19 protein-coding genes are annotated in these 20,362 nt (G+C 41.5%); 4 read left to right on the top strand and 15 right to left on the bottom strand.

Annotated features, from left to right (window positions below):
* Positions 1-7: 7 nt before the first annotated feature.
* From QM424_RS03100 to QM424_RS03085, 4 genes are read left to right on the top strand one after another with little or no spacing between them, the layout of a single operon-like run.
* Positions 8-766 (top strand): amino acid ABC transporter ATP-binding protein, encoded by a 759-nt coding sequence (locus QM424_RS03100; RefSeq protein WP_001229569.1) that lies wholly within the window; start codon positions 8-10, stop codon positions 764-766.
* 10 nt (positions 767-776) lie between these two features.
* Complete coding sequence (locus tag QM424_RS03095) at positions 777-1,571, top strand: transporter substrate-binding domain-containing protein (RefSeq protein ID WP_317642314.1); 795 nt, start codon at positions 777-779, stop codon at positions 1,569-1,571.
* Between the two features lie 12 nt (positions 1,572-1,583).
* Positions 1,584-2,261 carry an amino acid ABC transporter permease gene (locus QM424_RS03090; protein ID WP_414392928.1) on the top strand — a complete coding sequence of 226 codons (678 nt, stop codon included), beginning with the start codon at positions 1,584-1,586 and terminating at the stop codon, positions 2,259-2,261.
* A 9-nt stretch (positions 2,262-2,270) separates the two neighbouring features.
* On the top strand, positions 2,271-2,930 hold the full coding sequence (locus QM424_RS03085; RefSeq protein WP_223330539.1) for an amino acid ABC transporter permease: 660 nt from the start codon (positions 2,271-2,273) through the stop codon (positions 2,928-2,930).
* Positions 2,931-3,022: 92 nt separating this feature from the next.
* On the opposite strand, the gene QM424_RS03080 is transcribed toward QM424_RS03085, so the two are convergent.
* The 15 genes from QM424_RS03080 to QM424_RS03010 form a co-directional block, all read right to left on the bottom strand.
* On the bottom strand, positions 3,023-4,153 hold the full coding sequence (locus QM424_RS03080) for an ABC transporter ATP-binding protein (RefSeq protein WP_000229949.1): 1,131 nt from the start codon (positions 4,151-4,153) through the stop codon (positions 3,023-3,025).
* Between the two features lie 112 nt (positions 4,154-4,265).
* Positions 4,266-5,135: a helix-turn-helix domain-containing protein gene (locus tag QM424_RS03075; RefSeq protein WP_414392927.1), complete on the bottom strand. Its 870-nt coding sequence runs from the start codon at positions 5,133-5,135 to the stop codon at positions 4,266-4,268.
* Positions 5,136-5,138: 3 nt separating this feature from the next.
* Positions 5,139-5,525, bottom strand: coding sequence for a Mini-ribonuclease 3 (locus QM424_RS03070; protein WP_173275471.1), 387 nt, complete (start codon positions 5,523-5,525; stop codon positions 5,139-5,141).
* On the bottom strand, positions 5,518-6,861 hold the full coding sequence (cysS, locus tag QM424_RS03065) for a cysteine--tRNA ligase (protein ID WP_414392926.1): 1,344 nt from the start codon (positions 6,859-6,861) through the stop codon (positions 5,518-5,520). The genes QM424_RS03070 and cysS overlap by 8 nt, the downstream gene beginning before the upstream one ends.
* A gap of 81 nt (positions 6,862-6,942) precedes the next feature.
* A complete protein-coding gene (locus tag QM424_RS03060; RefSeq protein ID WP_414392925.1) occupies positions 6,943-7,827 on the bottom strand; it encodes a GNAT family N-acetyltransferase in 885 nt (294 codons plus the stop codon).
* A gap of 11 nt (positions 7,828-7,838) precedes the next feature.
* A complete protein-coding gene (gene cysE / locus QM424_RS03055; RefSeq protein WP_000539973.1) occupies positions 7,839-8,456 on the bottom strand; it encodes a serine O-acetyltransferase in 618 nt (205 codons plus the stop codon).
* Positions 8,457-8,471: 15 nt separating this feature from the next.
* Positions 8,472-10,685, bottom strand: a complete 2,214-nt coding sequence (gene pnp / locus QM424_RS03050; protein ID WP_414392924.1) for a polyribonucleotide nucleotidyltransferase — start codon at positions 10,683-10,685, stop codon at positions 8,472-8,474.
* Between the two features lie 367 nt (positions 10,686-11,052).
* Positions 11,053-11,919, bottom strand: a complete 867-nt coding sequence (metF, locus tag QM424_RS03045) for a methylenetetrahydrofolate reductase [NAD(P)H] (RefSeq protein WP_000089966.1) — start codon at positions 11,917-11,919, stop codon at positions 11,053-11,055.
* Between the two features lie 101 nt (positions 11,920-12,020).
* Entirely contained in the window at positions 12,021-14,270 is a 2,250-nt protein-coding gene (gene metE, locus QM424_RS03040) for a 5-methyltetrahydropteroyltriglutamate--homocysteine S-methyltransferase (RefSeq protein WP_414392923.1), read from the bottom strand.
* A 244-nt stretch (positions 14,271-14,514) separates the two neighbouring features.
* On the bottom strand, positions 14,515-14,877 hold the full coding sequence (locus QM424_RS03035) for a TIGR02328 family protein (protein ID WP_414392922.1): 363 nt from the start codon (positions 14,875-14,877) through the stop codon (positions 14,515-14,517).
* Positions 14,861-15,265, bottom strand: a complete 405-nt coding sequence (locus tag QM424_RS03030; protein ID WP_414392921.1) for a YbgA family protein — start codon at positions 15,263-15,265, stop codon at positions 14,861-14,863. Before QM424_RS03030 ends, QM424_RS03035 begins: the two co-directional genes overlap by 17 nt.
* 82 nt (positions 15,266-15,347) lie before the next feature.
* Positions 15,348-16,115: a hypothetical protein gene (locus QM424_RS03025; protein WP_414392920.1), complete on the bottom strand. Its 768-nt coding sequence runs from the start codon at positions 16,113-16,115 to the stop codon at positions 15,348-15,350.
* Positions 16,116-16,150: 35 nt separating this feature from the next.
* Positions 16,151-17,752 carry a type I restriction-modification system subunit M gene (locus QM424_RS03020; protein WP_414392919.1) on the bottom strand — a complete coding sequence of 534 codons (1,602 nt, stop codon included), beginning with the start codon at positions 17,750-17,752 and terminating at the stop codon, positions 16,151-16,153.
* A 44-nt stretch (positions 17,753-17,796) separates the two neighbouring features.
* Complete coding sequence (locus QM424_RS03015; protein ID WP_414392918.1) at positions 17,797-18,552, bottom strand: hypothetical protein; 756 nt, start codon at positions 18,550-18,552, stop codon at positions 17,797-17,799.
* 23 nt (positions 18,553-18,575) lie between these two features.
* The gene (locus tag QM424_RS03010; protein WP_414392917.1) at positions 18,576-20,354 is read right to left on the bottom strand and encodes a P-loop NTPase fold protein; all 1,779 of its coding nucleotides are present in this window, start codon (positions 20,352-20,354) and stop codon (positions 18,576-18,578) included.
* Positions 20,355-20,362: the final 8 nt, after the last annotated feature.

Raw genomic sequence — 20,362 nt, 5'->3', positions numbered from 1 at the left:
ATTCCTTATGGCTTTAGTAGAATTTGAACACGTCGAAAAATATTACGGAGACTACCACGCACTCCGCGACATCAATCTCCGTTTTGAAAAAGGACAAGTCGTTGTCCTACTCGGACCATCTGGTTCTGGAAAATCCACTCTTATCCGTACCATCAATGGTTTGGAGGCTGTCGACAAGGGAAGTCTTCTAGTCAATGGCCACCAAGTTGCTGGTGCCAGCCAGAAAGATTTAGTGCCTCTACGTAAGGAAGTCGGCATGGTTTTCCAGCATTTTAACCTCTACCCTCACAAAACAGTGTTAGAAAACGTAACACTCGCACCCATAAAAGTTCTAGGAATTGATAAAAAAGAAGCTGAAAAAACAGCTCAAAAATATCTGGAATTTGTAAATATGTGGGACAAGAAAGATTCATATCCAGCCATGCTGTCTGGTGGACAAAAACAACGGATCGCCATTGCACGTGGACTCGCTATGCATCCTGAACTCCTTCTCTTTGATGAACCAACATCTGCCCTAGACCCTGAAACCATCGGCGATGTTCTGGCAGTTATGCAAAAATTGGCCCACGATGGTATGAATATGATTGTCGTTACTCATGAAATGGGCTTTGCCCGTGAAGTTGCCGACCGCATCATCTTTATGGCTGACGGAGAAGTTTTGGTGGATACGACAGATGTCGATGACTTTTTCGACAATCCAAGCGAACCTCGTGCCCAACAATTCCTCAGCAAAATCATCAACCACGAAAGTGACAAAGTAAAATAAGGAGGCGTCTATGAAAAAGAAATTCTTTTTATCAGCATTACTGATTAGCCTTTTCGGCCTTGCTTCTGCAAAACCAGTCCAGGCTGATACCAGCGTCGCTGATATTCAAAAAAGAGGCGAACTGGTTGTCGGTGTCAAACAAGACGTTCCCAACTTCGGCTACAAAGATCCCAAGACAGGGACCTATTCTGGTATCGAAACTGACTTAGCCAAGATGGTCGCTGATGAGCTCAAGGTCAAGGTTCGCTATGTGCCTGTTACTGCACAAACTCGTGGACCACTTCTAGACAATGAACAGGTCGATATGGATATCGCGACCTTTACCATCACAGATGAACGCAAAAAACTCTATAACTTCACCAGCCCTTACTACACAGATGCCTCTGGATTTTTGGTCAATAAGTCTGCCAAAATCAAAAAGATTGAGGACCTAAACGGAAAAACCATCGGAGTTGCCCAAGGTTCCATTACTCAACGCCTGATTACTGAACTGGGCAAAAAGAAAGGCTTGACCTTTAAATTCGTCGAACTTGGTTCCTACCCAGAATTGATTACTTCCCTACACGCTCACCGTATTGATGCCTTTTCCGTTGACCGCTCGATTCTATCTGGCTACATCAGCAAGCGCACAGTACTACTAGATGATAGTTTCAAGCCATCTGACTACGGTATCGTTACCAAGAAATCAAATACCGAGCTCAACGACTATCTCGATAACTTGGTTACTAAATGGAGCAAGGATGGTAGTTTGCAGAAACTTTATGACCGTTACAAGCTCAAACCATCTAGCCATACCGCAGATTAAGGAGGACACCCTATGACAGATTTATCATCTTGGATAACCTATTTTCAGGATTTTGGACAATTTTTCAATGGCTTCCTCTTCACTCTTGCCCTAGCAATCGGATCCTTTATCCTAGCCATGGTTTTGGGCATCTTCTTCGGAGCCATGTCAACCAGCAAACGTCCAATTTTGCGAATCTTAGCTCGCATATTTGTGGAATTTTACCAAAACACTCCCCTCTTGGTGCAGTTTGTTATCGTTTTTTATGGTCTACCTCTTATCAGTGACCATATCATCATGATTCCGATTTATTGGACGGCTGTTCTCTGCGTGGGACTCTATCACGGCGCCTATATCGCTGAGGTGATTCGCTCAGGGATTCAGTCTATTCCTAGCGGTCAGATGGAGGCCGCCTTGTCGCAAGGGTTTACCTATATCAGTGCCATGCGCTTGATTATCTTGCCTCAGGCCTTCCGTATCATTCTCCCTCCTTTGACCAACCAAATCGTCAACCTCATCAAGAATACCTCTACAGTCGCTATCATCTCTGGAGTCGACTTGATGTTTGTGACCAAATCTTGGTCAGCTCTTAACGGAAACTATATCCCAGCCTTTCTAGGCGCTGCCCTTCTCTACTTTTCTCTATGCTTCCCTGTTGCCCAGTTTGGTCGCAAGATGGAGCAAGCAAACAAAAAAGCCTATTCACTTTAGGAGGTTACTATGGAATCCATTTTAGAAGTTTTGACCCCAGATAACCTAGTCTTTATCTTTAAAGGATTTGGCTTGACCCTCTATATTTCTCTGATTGCTATCGTCCTCTCTACCCTTATCGGTACAGTGCTAGCCGTCATGAGAAATGGCAAAAATCCTATCTTACGCATCATTTCCAGCATTTACATCGAATTTGTGCGTAACGTTCCCAACCTCCTCTGGATTTTCACCATCTTTTTAGTTTTCAAAATGAAATCCACACCAGCAGGAATCACTGCCTTTACCCTCTTTACCTCAGCAGCCTTAGCTGAGATTATCCGAGGTGGCCTCAATGCCGTAGACAAGGGCCAGTACGAAGCAGGAATGTCCCAAGGATTTACCTCTATGCAAATCCTCTACCACATCATTCTCCCACAAGCTATTCGTAAAATGCTGCCAGCCATCATTTCTCAGTTTGTAACCGTAATTAAAGATACCAGTCTTCTCTACTCTGTTATCGCCCTACAAGAACTCTTTGGAGCCAGCCAAATTCTCATGGGCCGTTATTTCGAACCAGAGCAAGTCTTCAGTCTGTACATCCTGATTGCCCTCATCTACTTCAGCTTCAACCTAGCCATTTCTAGCCTGTCTCATATGCTAGCAAAACGTTGGCAACAAGCTGCAGAATAATAAATTAGCTCTCCAAGTACATGGAGAGTTTTTTCTACTCAATCGCAAAAAACACTGCCAGATTTCTAGCAGTGTTTTGAGTTTCATTTATCTTAGTAGACTGTTTTTTCAGTTTCTACGTCGAAGAAGTGTGCTTTGTTCAAGTCAAATCCAAGTTCAACTGTTGCACCTGTTTGCAAGTAGTCACGAGCGTCAACTTTAGCAACAAATTCATCTTTACCAACTTGGCAGTAAAGGTGAGATTCTGAACCAAGCAATTCTGATACTGAGATAGTAGCTTTGACAACTGATTCTGGGAATGTTTCAAGGAAAGCAGGTTCTGCATTCACGTCTTCTGGACGGATACCGAAAATCAATTCTTTACCTTCGTAGCCTTTTTCACGAAGAACTTTCAATGCTCCTTCTGGAACTTTCAAACGGAAACCGTCTGAAATAATTTCGCTTCCAACCAATTTCACATTGATGAAGTTCATAGCTGGGCTTCCGATGAATCCTGCTACGAATTTGTTAACTGGGTTTTTGTAAACTTCTTGAGGAGTACCGATTTGTTCCACACGTCCGATAGTACCTGTACCAGCAGGGTTCTTAGTTGCTGACATGATAACGATACGGTCTGCAAGTGTCATCGCTTCTGTTTGGTCGTGAGTTACGTAGATAGTTGTAGCTCCGATACGACGGTGGATTTTAGCGATTTCAGCACGCATTGATACACGAAGTTTGGCATCCAAGTTTGACAAAGGCTCGTCCATCAAGAACACTTTTGCATCACGGACGATGGCACGCCCCATGGCAACACGTTGACGTTGACCACCTGAAAGGTCAGCTGGTTTACGTTCCAAGAATTCTTTCAATCCAAGGATTTCAGCTGCTTCTTGCACACGTTTGTCGATGTCTTCCTTGCTGTATTTACGCAATTTCAAACCGAAAGCCATGTTATCATAAACAGTCATGTGTGGGTAAAGAGCGTAGTTTTGGAATACCATGGCGATGTCACGGTCTTTTGGAGCTACGTCGTTGACAACCACGCCATCGATAGATGCAGTACCTTCTGTGATGTCTTCAAGACCAGCAATCATACGAAGAGTTGTTGATTTACCACATCCTGAAGGACCTACGAAAACGATAAATTCTTTGTCTTTGATGTCCAAGTTGAAGTCTTCAACTGAGTAGTGTTCGCTGTTTGGATATTTTTTGTAAATATTTTTAAGATTCAATTCTACCATGAGGTGAACTCCTTTTGTCTTTTGATAATTATATTATAGATGAAAACGCTTTACATTTCTATGGCAAGGTGACCAAAAAAACAAAAAAGTTCTGTGCAACTTGCACAAAACTTTAGAGAATATCTGGTAAAATCAATTGATAACACAGGGTCAGGTCGGTCAACTCCTTCAACTGAAGCCCTGTCAACTCTTCCCATTTATCAATCTTGTATTGGAGAGAATTGCGGTGCAGATAGAGTTGCTGGGCTGTTTTTGTAAGGACAGCACTGTTTTCCCAAAGAGAGAGAACAATCTCCTGAATCTGGTCTTGATCCAAAATCATCTGGTGCAGACATTCCTTGATTACACTCAAGTCCGCGAGTCTTTCTCCCATACTCCAAAGATAGAGCTGAGAAAAGGTATGAACACCTTGGTGACCCTGACGCCACCAAGTCTTAAACAAGTCCCGCTCTGCTTTGATTAAGTCTGATAGGGCTTGATGTCCCGTCTGAGACCAAACCTGACCTAACATGATAGAGAGACGCAGTCCAAAGTCATACTCAACTGCTTCAATCGTATCACTTAAAATAGCTCGTACAGGTGTATACTTATCTTGTTGAAGCACGAAAACATAATCCTGAGCTCCGACCTGAATCACCGTCTGACAGTTCGGAAAAAGAGTCCGCATCATATCTAGCCAAGAAGCTAGATTTTCCTGCTGAAAATAGGAAAGATGACAGTAAACCAGCTGAATCTTTTTAAAAGCTTGCGGTACCTGCCCCTTGCCCTCAATCAAAAAATAATACCACGGATTGAGCGAACGAGCCTGCTCCTGCTGGGTCAAAAGGGAAATCAACTGCTTTTCACGCTCACTGAGGCTAGATTTCTCCAGCAAAAACCACTGCTGAGAAGCCAAAGGGAGCGTGAGATAGCCCTCTTTCTCTACTGGTTGGTCTGAAATCTGAGCCTCAGGAAACCAGTCTTGTAGTTCTTTTGCCATCATGTCCTAGACCTCCACTTTTTGGATGCACCACGAAATCAAGCTCTCAAGACGTTCCAGATTTTCAGTCATATGGAGATACCCCATGACTGCTTCAAAACCTGTGGACATACGGTAAGTCACCACATCAGCATTTTTGGCCTTGGTGTGGCTATTGGTATTGCGGCCACGTTTGTAGATTTCTTCTTCTTTTTCTGTCAGGACTTGCTCCTCTAACATAAGGGAAATCAGGCGAGCCTGAGCCTTGGCTGAGACATACTTTGTCGCCTCTTGGTGGAGTTTATTGGGCTTGGTCATACCTTTGAGGATGAGGTGACGGCGAATATACATAGAATACACCGCATCCCCCTCAAAAGCTAACGCAATCCCGTTAATGAGATTGACATCAATCACGAGTCCACCTCACTCCATCCTTGGTGTCAAGGAGCTTAATCCCTTGAGCAGCCAATTGGTCACGGATCTGGTCCGCTGTAGCAAAGTCACGATTGGCACGCGCTTCTTGTCGTTTTTGGATCAAGTCTTCAATCTCTGCATCCAAAACTTCCTCAATAAAGACAATTCCAAAGACTTCCAACATATCCGCAAGAGCTTGCTTGACACTTGCATCATAGTTGCCAGAGTTAATCCATTTGGCCATTTCAAAGACCACTGTGATACCGTTAGCAGCGTTAAAATCTTCATCCATTGCTGCTACAAACTTATCTTTAAAAGCTTGCAACTCTTGAGCATCTACAGTCCCAGAAAATGGTTGTTCGTAAGTGTTCTTTAGATACTTGAGATTAGTCTCTGCATCCCGCACTGCCTTTTCTGTAAAGTTGATAGGCTTGCGATAATGTTGAGTCGCAAAGAAGAAACGAAGAACTTGACCATCAAGAGTCTTAAGGGCATCGTGTACGGTGATAAAGTTCCCCAAGGACTTGGACATCTTGACATTGTCGATATTGACAAAGCCATTGTGCATCCAGTAGTTGGCAAAAGTCTTGCCTGTTTTAGCTTCAGACTGGGCAATTTCGTTGGTGTGATGAGGAAACTCGAGATCGGCTCCACCACCGTGGATATCAATAGTATCGCCCAAAATTTCTGTTGACATAACCGAACACTCGATATGCCAGCCCGGACGACCAGGTCCCCAAGGACTGTCCCAAGAAATCTCGCCTGGTTTGGCAGATTTCCATAGGGCAAAGTCTACAGGATTTTCCTTGCGAGCCGTTTCTTCATCGGTACGACCTGAAGCACCCAGCTCCAAGTCTTCCAAGGTTTTGTTAGCCAACTTGGCATAGTTGTGGGATTTTTCCACACGGAAGTAAACATCCCCTTGGCTCTCATAGGCAAAACCTTTTTCAATCAAGTCTTCCACAAAGCGGATGATGTCAGCCATAAACTCCACCACACGAGGGTGGCGAGTCGCAGGTTTCACGCCCAAGGCCGTCACATCCTCACGAAAGGCAGCGATGTACTTGTCCGCAACCTCCTGAGGCGTGATGCCCTCTTCCTTGGCACGGTTGATAATCTTATCATCCACATCCGTAAAATTGGAAATATAGGCAACCTCATAACCACGATACTCAAAATAGCGACGAATGGTATCAAAAGCCACCGTTGAACGGGCATTCCCCACGTGAATATAGTTGTACACGGTTGGCCCACAAACATACATCTTGACCTTGCCGTCCTCAATCGGGACAAATTCTCGCAAATCACGAGACATAGTGTCGTAAATTTTAATCATAAATCATAGTCAGGAAAGCCAAAATCCGAGAACAGTTAGTTTCATCACTAAGAGTTCAATTGAATTTCAGTCCGAATGTCTCTACACTTCGGAATCCCTTGCTCCTTTCTCATTCAGATAAACCACCTGAGTCTGTTTGACAAAGCCAATTTTTTCATACAAACGTTTGGCACCTACATTGCTATCTTCCACGGCAATCTGAAATTCCTTATCATTTTGCTCAATTAGTTGGTTGACAAGGGATTTTGCTAAGTAGCTTCCATAGCCTTTCCCACGTTCAGGTTCCGATATTGCTAAACCGTAGAAGTAATTCGTATTAGTCGATAAATCTACCGTACAAGTTCCAATAACCTGACCGTCTTTTAACAAAATATATAAGCGACTTTCTGGATCCTTCAGAGCTTCAGCGACATATCTATCCACAATCTCTCTAGATTCATGCTCTTCTGAGAATGCCTGAAATTTTAACTGACTGATTTGCTCCTGATACGAACTATCTGCTAACAAAACTTCAAGATTAGAAACCTTTGCTAACGGATAAGGTCTTCTATCCTTACCTAACCAAGTTTCTGTATCTTCATCCTCTACCAGCCGCCAGTTATTGACAAAATCAGGATGATGTTCTAGAAAAATACGTTCTGTCTGAAAAGTCACTGAACGAATAGAGAAAGAAGCCGTTTCTTTCTCAAAACTAGTAAACAATGCACGCGCAATCCCCTGACGGCGATGAGCTGGATGAACCAGTATCGTCACTTCTACATCTTGATCATCTGCATAGACAGTTAATAAACCAACAAGTTCGCCTTTTTCATAATAAAGGAAAAAGGCGGGCATGTTTGGATCAAAATTAAGCATGTTAGAGAGATAGGGATCACGATAGGTACCGTCATGGTTTTGGCAATAGTTAATTAGTTTTTTCGCCTCAGATAGCTCCTCTTGGCTTAACTTGTTTCTTGCTTGAATCATATAGGTACCCTCTACAACCCAGACGATCTGTGACTGGCTTCTTTAGCCTGCTCGAGTTTATTGACGTAGTACTCTCGTTTTTCTTCGACTTCGTGAATGACCGGCTCATCCTTTTTACCATGTACACGGACAATCTTAGCAGGAATACCAACAACCGTCACATCACTAGGTACGTCTGCCACGACAACTGCTGCTGCACCGACCTTAGCATTTTCACCGATTTCCACAGGTCCGATAACTTGGGCATGAGCCGATATGAGAGCTCCTTTACGCACAGTCGGATGGCGTTTGCCAACATCCTTACCAGTCCCACCAAGAGTCACCCCGTGATAGAGGAGAACTCCCGTCTCAACGATAGCTGTCTCTCCAATCACCAAGCCAGAACCATGGTCAATAAAGACACCTGAATCGATCTGAGCACCTGGATGAATCTCAATCTGAGTCCAAAAGCGCCAAAACTGACTGTGTATACGAGCCAGGAGTTTGAAGCCGTGCTTCCAGAGAAAATGCGAGAGACGGTGGGCCGCCAAGGCCTTGACACCTGGATAAGTCAGCAAAACCTCCAAAGTGGTGCGGGCCGCTGGATCATTTTCTTTTACGATATCAATGGTTTCGCGCCACCATCCCATACATTTCTCCTTTTCTTATTCTGAATCTTTTGGTGTTTCTGTAATTTCTTTCTTAGGTTTGTGATCCTTGTGATGACGTGGGCGGTGAGGTCTCTCAGACTTTTCGCCTTTTTCATCACGTTCAGGTTTTGGAGGACGAGGAAGAAGGGCTTTCATAGAAGCATCCACACGTCCTTTTTCATCAATCTTGATAATCTTAACATCAACTTCATCCCCGATTGCTACCAAGTCTTCGACATTATTGGTACGCGTCCAAGCCATCTCCGAGATATGAACAAGGGCATCTGTCTTATCAAAGAGGTTAACAAAGGCACCAAATTTCTCGATACGAACAACCTTAGCATGGTAAACTTCATCCACCTTAGCTTTACGAACCAAACCAGCAATAATTTCTTTAGCACGATTGATAGCATCTTGATCGCTAGAGTAGATAGACACATTTCCTTCTTCGTCGATATCAATCTTAACGCCTGTTTCAGCGATAATCTTGTCGATGGTTTCTCCACCCTTACCAATGACAATCTTAATCTTGTCCACATCAATCTTGATGGTATCAATTTTCGGAACAGTTGGAGCCAATTCTGGACGAACTTCTGGAATGGTTGCTTCAATCACATCAAGGATTTCAAAACGCGCTTTCTTGGCTTGAGCAAGTGCTTCAGTCAAGATTTCTGCAGTAATCCCTTGAATCTTGATATCCATTTGAAGGGCTGTAATCCCGTCACGAGTTCCTGCAACCTTGAAGTCCATGTCTCCAAAGTGGTCTTCCAAACCTTGAATATCTGTCAATACTGTATAGTTATTTCCATCTGAGATAAGTCCCATGGCAATACCAGCTACTGGCGCCTTAATTGGCACACCACCAGCCATAAGAGCAAGCGTCCCCGCACAGATAGAAGCTTGAGAGGAAGAACCGTTTGATTCCAAGACCTCTGCTACCAAGCGGATGGCATATGGGAATTCTTCCAAACTTGGCAAGACTTGAGCAAGAGCACGCTCACCGAGAGCACCGTGACCAATTTCACGACGACCTGGCGCACCATAACGACCAGTTTCGCCTACAGAATATTGAGGGAAGTTATAGTGGTGCATAAAGCGTTTCTTGTACTCTGGGTCCAAACCATCGATGATTTGAGTTTCACCCATTGGAGCCAAAGTCAAAACTGAAAGAGCTTGAGTTTGGCCACGAGTAAAGAGACCTGAACCATGTACACGAGGAAGGAAGTCAACAACCGCATCCAAAGGACGGATCTCATCAACCTTACGGCCGTCAGGACGCACCTTGTCTTCTGTAATCAAGCGGCGCACTTCAGCGTGTTCCATTTGTTCCAAGATTTCAGCCACATCACGCATGATACGGTCAAATTCTTCGTGGTCTGCATATTTTTCTTCGTAAACAGCAGTCACTTGGTCTTTCACTGCTTGAGTTGCAGCTTCACGAGCCAATTTTTCTTCTACTTGGACGGCTTTTTGGAGGTCGCTGTTGTAGGCTGCGATGATTTCAGCCTGCAAGTCAGCATCCACATGAAGCAATTCTACTTCTGCTTTTTCTTTACCGACAGCTGCAACGATTTCTTCTTGGAAGGCAATCAATTCTTTAACTGCTTCGTGCCCTTTAAGAAGGGCTTCCAACATGATTTCTTCTGACAATTCTTTAGCACCAGACTCTACCATGTTGATGGCGTGCTTGGTACCAGCAACTGTCAATTCAAGGAGAGATTGTTCTGCTTGTTCTTGACTTGGGTTGATGATGATTTCACCGTCGACATAGCCCACCTGTACCCCAGCAATTGGGCCGTCAAATGGAATATCTGAGATAGATAGTGCTAAGGATGAACCAAACATAGCAGCCATCGGTGCAGAGGCATTTTCATCATAAGAAAGCACGGTGTTGATGACTTGCACTTCGTTACGGAAACCTTCCGCAAACATAGGACGGATTGGACGGTCAATCAAACGCGCTGTCAAGGTCGCATCCGTTGAAGGACGTCCTTCACGTTTCATAAAGCCACCAGGAAACTTCCCAGCTGCATACATTTTTTCTTCGTAGTTGACTTGAAGAGGGAAGAAATCCCCAGTTGCCATCTTCTTAGACATAACGGCAGCAGTCAAGACAGTTGACTCACCGTAACGTACGACAACTGCGCCATTCGCTTGCTTAGCAACCTGACCAGTCTCTACAATTAACTCACGACCCGCAAAAGTCGTTTGAAACACTTGTTTTGTCATTTTAATCCCCTTTGGATTGATGAAATTATACGCCTTGCCTACAAAAATCAGGATACAAAGGGCGTGAAGAATCCCGTATGAAAATAGGAGATTGACGCAGTGTGCGATGCACACCAGGAAATCTATCTTTTTCACTAGGGATTTAGCCCGTGTTCAACTATCTAAATACTTTGAAAAGTTTAAAAATATTATTCTTTAGCATTTATACCTTTTATAGCAGATTTGAATAGCTAGGAATCTGTTTATACCCTCATCTTTGTATCAAGTACGTACAGAGTTTATTTTATCATATTTTTCTTAAAAAGTGCGGTCTTTACCATTAAAAAGGAACCATTCCCCTCACTTGAGAAGAATGGTTTACTTTTTATTATCCTAGAGACTGATGATTAAACAAGGCATGGGTTGCTTGGTGGATGTATTTTGCTGTATCCGCATTGTTCATTGTGTAGAGATGCACACCGGCAACATCCTGAGTTACCAAGTCCACGATTTGGTCCACTGCATAGGCAAGTCCTGCTGCTCTGAGCGACTCAGGGTCATGCTCATACTTGTCTAAGATGGCTTTAAATTTACGTGGAAGATGGATATTCTCACAAGTCTTCAAGAGGCGGAGAGCCTGATTTCGGTTCAGAATTGGCATAATCCCTGCATGAATGGGAACATCAATCCCAGCCAAGATGCACTTATCTTGGAAATCATAGAAGCGCTCATTGTCAAAGAAAAGCTGAGTTACGAGGCTCGAACAACCTGCATCTACTTTCTTCTTAAGATTTTGAATATCTGAAATCTGATTTGGTGAATCTGGATGCCCTTCTGGATAACAAGCACCAACAATATCAAAGTGAGGGGCTTGTTCCTTGATGAACTCAATCAAGTCCGTTGCGTAGCGGAAATCCTTTTGTGGTTCCACATCAGGAATAATATCCCCACGAAGAGCCAAGATTTTCTGCACCCCAACCTTGTCCAAGTCTGCAATCGTTTCAGCAACCTTGTCCTTGGTCAAATAAATGGCTGGCAAGTGAGCAATAGTCGGAATCGCCAAGTCATTTTGGATAAAGTCAGCCAAACGAACCGTCGTTTCCTTGATATTAAATTTATTATTACTGGCAGTCACACTGATAAAGTGGGGAGCCAACTCCTGCATATCTTGAAGAGCAGAAATAATGTTATCATTACCCACGGCTGGGTTGGGAGGGAACACTTCAAATGAGAGTGACGGTGTTTGGCGTGACATAGTCATTATCCTTTTCTAGTTGATTTTTCGTTAGCTGGATTCCTGAAATCCAAGTGAAACAGGCAGATTGACCAAACAGCACTTCTTAAGAAATCCTTATCTTACAATTTCTCACGCGCAGCTTTAGCTGCTTCAACAAGGCGGATCAAGCTTTCTTTTGTTTCTGGAATACCACGTGTTTTCAAACCACAGTCAGGGTTGATCCAAACTTTCTTGCTTGGCACTTTAGCAAGGATAGCTTCGATTGTATGGTCGATTTCGCCTTCATTTGGCACACGAGGTGAGTGGATATCGTAAACCCCAGGTCCCACTTCTGTTTGGAAGTTTTTCGCTTTGAGTTCGTCCAAGATTTCAAGGTTTGAACGGCTAGCCTCAAATGAGATAACGTCCGCATCCAAGTTATCGATAGCTGGGATGATATCTGTAAATTCTGAGTAACACATGTGAGTGTGGATTTGTGTGTCTGGAGCTACTGTTGAGTGTACCAAGCGGAAGGCAGGAATTGCCCAGTCAAGGTAGTCTTCGTACCAGTCGCTACGACGAAGTGGCAATTTTTCACGAAGAGCAGCCTCGTCGATTTGGATGATTTTCACACCAGCAGCTTCAAGGTCGAGCACTTCATCCTTGATAGCAAGGGCGATTTGAAGAGTAGAATCCTTGATAGAGATGTCCTCACGTGGGAATGACCAGTTGAGAATAGTTACTGGTCCAGTCAACATACCTTTAACAGGTTTGTTTGTACGGCTTTGTGCATAGCTAGACCATTTAACAGTGATAGGGTTAAGACGAGTGACATCACCCCAGATGATTGGTGGTTTAACTCCACGCATACCGTATGATTGTACCCAACCATTTTTAGAGAAGAGGTAACCTGACAAGTTTTGACCAAAGTACTCAACCATGTCATTACGCTCGAACTCACCGTGAACAAGGACATCAAAGTCGATATCTTCTTGCCATTTGATCCATTCGTCAATTGTTTCAGCAAGGAAAGCGTCGTACTCTTCTTGAGACAATTCGCCTTTACGGTAAGCCAAACGTTTAGCACGAACTTCTTTTGTTTGAGGGAATGAACCGATAGTTGTTGTTGGAAGAGCTGGAAGTTTGAAAGCTTCTTCTTGGATAGCTTCACGTTCTGCAAAGGCTGGCAAACGAGTGTAGTCTGCGTCTGTCAAGCCAGCGATACGCGCACGAAGTTCAGCATTTTCACCAACACGCTCAGTCGCAAAGAGTTCTTTGTTAGCTGCAAGTGCTGCTTCACCTTGACCATTGCGGATAGCATCCAAATCACGAATCTCATCCAATTTTTCAACTGCAAAGGCAAAGTGGTTCAAGATAGCTGGTTCAAATTCTTCATTAGCAGTTGTAAATGGCACATGAAGAAGTGAGCATGAGCTTGTCAATACAATGTTTTCAGCTGGAATTTGTTCAAGAACAGCCAAGCTCTTTTCGTAGTTGTTGCGCCAGATGTTTTTACCATTGACAATACCTGCATAAAGAGTCTTATCAGCTGGGAAACCACCTTTAACCAATTCAAGAGTTTTCTTACCTTCAACGAAGTCAAGACCAATGGCATCTACTGGCAAGTTCACAAGGTCAGCGTAAACGTCACGAACGTCACCAAAGTAAGTTTGAAGCAAGACTTCAAGACCTTTTTTGTCAGCCAAAAGTTTGTTGTAGAGGTTCAAGAAGAGAGCTTTCTCTTCAGCTGTCAAGTCTTTTACAAGAGCCGCTTCATCCAATTGGATACGAGTCGCACCAAGTTCAGCCAATTTTGCAAAAACTTCTTGGTAAGCAGCCACTAAGCTGTCTACGAAGTCTTCTGCTTTCACACCTTCTTCAAAGTCTGACAATTGAAGGAAAGTGAATGGACCTACAAGAACTGGACGAGTGTTCAATCCAAGTTCTTTGGCTTCTTGGAACTCATCGAAAATCTTGTGACCTGCAAGTTTGACTTGAGTATCTTTTTCAAATTTAGGAACGATGTAGTGGTAGTTGGTGTTGAACCATTTTTTCATTGGAAGGGCGCGAACATCCCCTTTTTCTCCTTGGTAACCACGTCCCAAAGCAAAGTAGCGCTCAAGGTCAGACAAGTCCAAGTTTTGAACAGATGCAGGTACCACGTTGAAAAGGAAAGCTGCATCTAGGAAGTTGTCATAGTGAGAAAAGTCATTTGATGGAATTTCAGTGATGCCTTTTTCTTTGACAATGTTCCAGTGTTTAGCACGCAATTCTTTTGCTGCTGTCAAAAGTTCTTCTTCTGAGATTTCTTTTCTAAAGTATTTTTCAGTTGTAAATTTTAATTCGCGGAATTCGCCCAAACGAGGGAAACCGATGATTGTAGTTGACATGATGTGTCCTCCAAAATTTGTTGTTGAAACTATCTTAACAGAAAAGAAATCATCTGTATAATTGTAAAAAATTAGGCTTTGATATAGTTTGAAACTATATCTCTGTTTTAAACAAAAGAAAAAGACTTGAGACAAATGACTCAAATCCTTTGTGTAGCTTGTTTTTTAACTATATTTCAGTTAGACGGTTCAAACCTGTTATTAGTAATTCTTATAAGTGACTATGGCTTGTTATTAGAAAAGACTATAGGTCTATCCCCTTCTCTCGGAGATTTGCCAGACACTCCTCATAGTAGGTAGCATCATGCTCACTATAGATAGGACTTTTCAGCTTTTCCTCTGCTAAATCTTGATAAGGAGGGCAGGGCTTACCTCGGTAGTTCTTGTCCAGCCACTCTGGACTGACCTTAAAGCCTCGTTTCACCATCTCCTCCATAATCAAGTCATGATAGGCATAGAGACGATAGGGCGAGTGAGTAAAGACATAGTCCACCGTCGCATGCTTTCTGCCCCAGCCATTGCCACGCAGGGCACAACACTCTCGATGTTGCCCCAAGAGTTGAGGACGAGGAAGCTGTGAAATCAAAACCTCATGCCAAAGTCTCATGACAATATCCTTTCAGTAAAGTTGAATGTTGCAAGTAGGTATTTGGATAGCGATCAAGCAAGTCTCGAGTCTTAGCGATTAAGTCTTCCTTAGAAGCCTGACCAAAGCGGTAGCAATCTAGCAAGAGCATATAGTCTTTGCGTTCAGCATCTGTCGCTTTCTTTTTGAAATAGCCCCAAATATGCTGAAAGGCATTGCAAGCCTGACCTCTATGCTCAGGGATTTGACAGGCACGATCGATTAGTTCTTGAACATGACTTACCTCCACCTCTTCATTCTTCAAGTATTGGCGAATCTCATTGTAAATATTGCTGGAATGGCTCAACACGAGGTATTTGTTTCTCGCCCAGAGTTGCTGGCATTGGGATTTTTGGTTAGTTTGTTCCATGTTTCTCCTTGTTTTTCTATCAGTTTCCAGGAAATATGGAAACAAAGTAACAGTTCTATGAAGTAGACTCTTAAAGTATGATTTATTGCTTATTGATACTATTTTCTAGTATTTCAATCTCGTTTAAAATGGTATTCAAATGATTTTGATATTTTTCAATTGTCCGTTTATCTAGATAATCTTGAATTTTCTTTTGACTTAGTCTAGAATTCCAATAATCATGAGCCAATTTCAAATAGTAACAATAGTCTTCTTTTTTTGTAATTGTACGGTTACCTGATCTTATTAATTTATTAACAAAATGCTTTTCAAGCCCATAAATATCTTCAAAGAATTCAATAGAACTATTATAGCTATCCAAAAATTTTTCCAATTCCAATCTCTTTTTAATGAACATCTTAGGCGCTCCAGCATTAATAATAGGAGTTTTGAAGCCATCATAATATTGATCAATAAAATAAGCAAAAGTATCAAATCGATCATTCCCTAGAGACTGTTTCGTATTATTTAATCCTCCAGCTTGAGGTAAAATACTGATATTCATAGGCGAATAACGCATAACGCTAAAAGAATCCTTTAAACTTTCAGAAATTTCAGCTTCACTAATAATCGATTCATAAAGTTTCCTTTTTGTAAAATTTATATTAAAAGATACATCTCCACTAGCATAAATTTCAATCCCTTTATGAGAAAATAAAAACTTACTTTGATTTTTTTGACAGAGGTTTTCTCCATAATATTTGAGATAAAAATCCCAAGCTACTTCATCCACATCACTAGTAAAATCATGATCCGAGATCAATGCTATTCCTACACTTGTTTGACTTTCTTCATTTTCATTTGACTTCATAAGCACAATTCCTTTTCTATATCCTTATTTCCCCATCACCCTTCAAACTCTTTCAAAAACTCTTTAAGTTCAGCATCGGCTTCTGGTGTGGTTCCGTGTAGTTGACCGAGCATTTCGAGTAGGGAAGCGGTTTGGTTTTGGATTGCTTCATTTGTCGTGTTAATCTTGCTGACGATGTCTGTCAGTGGCTCGACTTCTTCTTCCTCAAAGGTATCTACATAGCGAGGGATATTGAGGTTATAGTCATTTTCGACGATTTCTTCATAGCTTGCTAGATGGGCAAACTTATCAATCTCCTCACGTGACTTGTAGGCTTCCAGAATCTTCTCGATATGAGCATCCGTCATGATATTCTGATTTTTGCCCTTATCAAACTCCTTAGAAGCATCGATAAAGTAGACATCACGGTTGGTACGGTTCTTTTTGAGAATGATAACCGTGGTCGGAATGCTGGTATTAAAGAAGATATTGGCTGGTAGACCGATAACCGTGTCAATAGCTCCTTCTTCTAACAAGGCCTTGCGAATGGTTCCTTCTGCATTTCCACGGAAAAGCACACCGTGGGGAAGGACGATAGCCATAACTCCATTATCCTGCTTGAGGTGGTAATATCCATGTAGGAGAAAGGCAAAGTCAGCCTTGGACTGGGGAGCAAGTTTCCCAAATGGAGAGAAACGAGGATCATTCAGAAAGCCAGAGCTTGCAGACCACTTGGCTGAGTATGGAGGGTTCATGAGAACACCATCAAAGTTGGTCGGTTCTTGAGTCGGCCAGTCTTCATCCAAGGTATCAGCATTGTGGAGGAATTGATTCTCAACAGGAACACCGTGCAGAATCATGTTCATCCGAGCCAAATTATAGGTCGAGGTATTGAGTTCCTGACCAAAATAGACCACTGTCTGCGGTTTATGAGAATATTTCTTGGCATTGAGCAAGAGAGAGCCAGAACCCATAGTCGCATCATAGATGGTAAAGCCTAGCTGGTCTTCACGACCCAAAAAGGCAATCTGAGTCATGAGCTTGGCAACAGGCTGCGGCGTATAGAACTCACCAGCCTTCTTGCCCGAGTCAGTCGCAAACTGACCGATCAGATACTCATAGGCATCCCCCAGCATATCACCAGCATGTCCAGCCACATCTAGCACAGCCAACTCCTTCATGACCGCCGCCACCGTTTGGTTTTGCTTTTGCGGAGTAGCCCCTAGCTTTTTGGAATAGAGGTCAATATCTTCAAAGAGATTTTCATATAGTTCGTCACTCTGCTCAATATCACGAAAACCCTGAGCCAAATCTTCAAGCTGGAAAGTCCCCTCATTGACACGTTCTACCAGAGCCGTAAAAGTCAAGTCTGGCTTGATAATATAGTTGAGTTCGTCCTTCATGACCGCAAGAAGATCCTCGTGGGTGTCCGCATCCTCATAGTAGTTACGATAGACTTCAAGGGCAGCCTCTAGACTCTCACTCCCCTCCTCCATAGTCTCCGCCACGAAAAAGAGCATCTTATCTGACAGATACTTATAAAAGACCATACCCAAGAGATAGGACTTGTAATCATTGGCATCCATCTTAGAGCGGAGAACATCCGCTGAGTTCCACAGGGCTTGGTAGAGCGACTGGGACGTTTGTGTTGTTTCCATAATGTTTCTTTCTAAGTTTTACAAATATTTTTTTAAACAAGCAATCATTTATAACAAATCACTTCATTCTCAATCGTTTGAATCAAATCTAAAGAAATAGAGGAGACTGGAAGTTGATAAACGATATTTTTTCGAGGGTTATAAAATCCAAGATTTTCGATAGAAAGGAAATCGGGGTCAAAGGAATGTAGCCCCATGATATAGTATACAAGGACTTGTAGTGTATGGTCTTTATTAGGAGCAATTTTCGTCACCTTAAAATCCCACAATGTATCCTTAGTAAGAAAATCTCCATCCCCCTTATCAATCGTATCTGTATAACCTCCATGAAAATGAAAGCCATCTTTTACTAAAGGACCATAGAGGTCGAAAAAGCAAAGACTTCGTTCTACCATGATACGAATATTCTCTATCGTTTCGGCATCCACCGAAATTTCCTCAAAAGGTTTATAATACCTAATCCCTGCACGAATGACGACATCAAAGGATGCTAGACGACAGGCACTTTCTATCGATAAATCGTCCAATCCTGTCATCAAATCGAGTAGTGCTTCTGCCAGGTCTCCCATGTCAACCCTATGAGCTCCCATGAGAGAAATTCTGAAAGCATCACGGGCTTCTGCCCCTTTCATAAGGCGAGTCAAGTAGTCCACACAAATCCCCACTAAACTAGGCGATACAGACTCTACAGAATACAGAACTCTGTGGTCATCGAACTGCTCAACTGAAAATAACTTGATGGGCAGGGAACCACCTCGAGGTTGGTTAATTTCTTTGATACGTTGTGTTACAGATACCATGCTTCCTCCTATTTCGTATAAAATTATTTATCTTTTATTTCATTTAGCCGATTATCAAATACATCTGAGATCTTATCAAAATACTCATTATCTGCTAATTTTTTAAATTTAAAATCTACAACATATGGTTTTCCATAAATTTTAAAAACATCCTCATCATTGTCATCACCATTGCGAATATAACCAAATCCTAATAAGAAATCTATAAACTCTTGATTGTTGAGGTTTTTTATTACATTTAATAGAGCTTCATCCCACTTAGAAAAATACTCATCCATCTTATTGATGTATATGTAGAATAATATTATCTGCTCTTTTCTTCTAAAAGACGAAAACATCTCATCAAATGGACTAATATCCGTTTTTAAACCTCGAATATCATATTTGCTAATAATTTTATGCTTAAAAGAATAATAAAGAATATCAGAAAAATCTGTCAATACTGTATTTTTGCTCCAAAATTCTTCAACTTGACTTATAAACGTTGGTTTAGTATCTTCTTTAAGTTGACTAGGACCATAAACTGGATATCCAATGATATATTTAGCTATATTCATTATAATAAAATCTATCAACCAATTATTTTTCCCTTCTTCTGACAACTTAAAGGATGTTGCAAACAATTGTTTACGGTAATTGAAATCACTATTATTAAAAGAGGTCGTTATATATGTTGTTAAATCCGAGCTAGTCAAACTACTCAATTCATTGTACAATAACGAAGGATTTTCAATAAGAGTATTCAAGTCATCCAAAGTCTTATTAGAAGGGGTTTCACTAATCAAATATGCCTCTGCATTTGAAGAAAATGGATAAGGATAAACACTACGCTCTTCCTCCAAAATTCTAAATAACTTTACTATATGAGCATCTTTCTGTGCCAAACTATCGGAAATTCTTCCCATCTTTAATAAGACATTATAGATTTCAGGATAAAAAATATATAGATAAATAACAACCATTTGTTGTTCAACTAGAACATACTCCTTTTTATTCCGCCCAATCAATTCTAGGTTAACATAATCATTAAAACGTTCTCTGTCTCTTAAATTTCTATTTTCCTTCATAACAAGATTAATAAAATTATCAGAAATCTTTATCTCAAATCTCTGTTCTAGTTGTTCAAAATAATCTCCCCATATTCTCGTAGGATGCAAAACATATGGAAGCTCAATACGTCGATCTATAATCTTTGAAAGGTAATTGTTATCATTTTTATGTAGAAGTTCTATATCTCCAACAAATATAATCGGAAGTTTTCCATTTAATAAACTAAAAACTTTATAACTTGCTTCTTGCTGTTCTTTAGTCATTCTATCGAAGTCATCAATTACCAAGACTTTACCAGATAATGAGAGACATTTAGATGTTAGTAAACAACTAAAAAAGCCATCTGATTTTATTTTCAAAAACTGATAGATTGCAACTATTAAAGCAATTACTCCTGCAAATAAAACAACGCAATTAGGTACAAGAACACTTAAACCCAAATCAACTACATTAGTCATCAAGATTGATAATGCAATGCTTAGAATTATAATTAATCTTAAGCCACAATAAACCAATGGATGTAAATTCGCAAAAACTGTCTCTAAAGTTGAACGACTGTCATTTAATCTCCAAAAATCAATAGTAACTAGTTTAACTTGTTTCGTATCATTGATATCTTTAAGAAAAGTAGATTTACCAGACCCCCAATTCCCATTAAGAAAATACGTTTTATTTTCTTTTAATAAATCAGCAAAATTTTTTGCTGCTGTTGATGTATCGATTTTCTCTAGTTTAATATAATTCTTTTCCATGTTGATTT

Origin of the sequence: Streptococcus mitis (assembly GCF_047464945.1) — a bacterium.
GTDB classification, from domain to species: domain Bacteria; phylum Bacillota; class Bacilli; order Lactobacillales; family Streptococcaceae; genus Streptococcus; species Streptococcus mitis_EA.
This window is presented reverse-complemented; position numbering and strand designations above follow the sequence as displayed.

What these genes read in the sequence shown, in the direction of transcription:
- QM424_RS03100 (WP_001229569.1), top strand. Translation starts at nt 8, where the DNA reads ATGGCTTTAGTAGAATTTGAACACGTCGAAAAATATTACGGAGACTAC.
- QM424_RS03095 (WP_317642314.1), top strand. Translation starts at nt 777, where the DNA reads ATGAAAAAGAAATTCTTTTTATCAGCATTACTGATTAGCCTTTTCGGC.
- QM424_RS03090 (WP_414392928.1), top strand. Translation starts at nt 1,584, where the DNA reads ATGACAGATTTATCATCTTGGATAACCTATTTTCAGGATTTTGGACAA.
- QM424_RS03085 (WP_223330539.1), top strand. Translation starts at nt 2,271, where the DNA reads ATGGAATCCATTTTAGAAGTTTTGACCCCAGATAACCTAGTCTTTATC.
- QM424_RS03080 (WP_000229949.1), bottom strand. Translation starts at nt 4,153, where the DNA reads ATGGTAGAATTGAATCTTAAAAATATTTACAAAAAATATCCAAACAGC.
- QM424_RS03075 (WP_414392927.1), bottom strand. Translation starts at nt 5,135, where the DNA reads ATGATGGCAAAAGAACTACAAGACTGGTTTCCTGAGGCTCAGATTTCA.
- cysS (WP_414392926.1), bottom strand. Translation starts at nt 6,861, where the DNA reads ATGATTAAAATTTACGACACTATGTCTCGTGATTTGCGAGAATTTGTC.
- QM424_RS03060 (WP_414392925.1), bottom strand. Translation starts at nt 7,827, where the DNA reads ATGATTCAAGCAAGAAACAAGTTAAGCCAAGAGGAGCTATCTGAGGCG.
- cysE (WP_000539973.1), bottom strand. Translation starts at nt 8,456, where the DNA reads ATGGGATGGTGGCGCGAAACCATTGATATCGTAAAAGAAAATGATCCA.
- pnp (WP_414392924.1), bottom strand. Translation starts at nt 10,685, where the DNA reads ATGACAAAACAAGTGTTTCAAACGACTTTTGCGGGTCGTGAGTTAATT.
- metF (WP_000089966.1), bottom strand. Translation starts at nt 11,919, where the DNA reads ATGTCACGCCAAACACCGTCACTCTCATTTGAAGTGTTCCCTCCCAAC.
- metE (WP_414392923.1), bottom strand. Translation starts at nt 14,270, where the DNA reads ATGTCAACTACAATCATCGGTTTCCCTCGTTTGGGCGAATTCCGCGAA.
- QM424_RS03035 (WP_414392922.1), bottom strand. Translation starts at nt 14,877, where the DNA reads ATGAGACTTTGGCATGAGGTTTTGATTTCACAGCTTCCTCGTCCTCAA.
- QM424_RS03030 (WP_414392921.1), bottom strand. Translation starts at nt 15,265, where the DNA reads ATGGAACAAACTAACCAAAAATCCCAATGCCAGCAACTCTGGGCGAGA.
- QM424_RS03025 (WP_414392920.1), bottom strand. Translation starts at nt 16,115, where the DNA reads ATGAAGTCAAATGAAAATGAAGAAAGTCAAACAAGTGTAGGAATAGCA.
- QM424_RS03020 (WP_414392919.1), bottom strand. Translation starts at nt 17,752, where the DNA reads ATGGAAACAACACAAACGTCCCAGTCGCTCTACCAAGCCCTGTGGAAC.
- QM424_RS03015 (WP_414392918.1), bottom strand. Translation starts at nt 18,552, where the DNA reads ATGGTATCTGTAACACAACGTATCAAAGAAATTAACCAACCTCGAGGT.
- QM424_RS03010 (WP_414392917.1), bottom strand. Translation starts at nt 20,354, where the DNA reads ATGGAAAAGAATTATATTAAACTAGAGAAAATCGATACATCAACAGCA.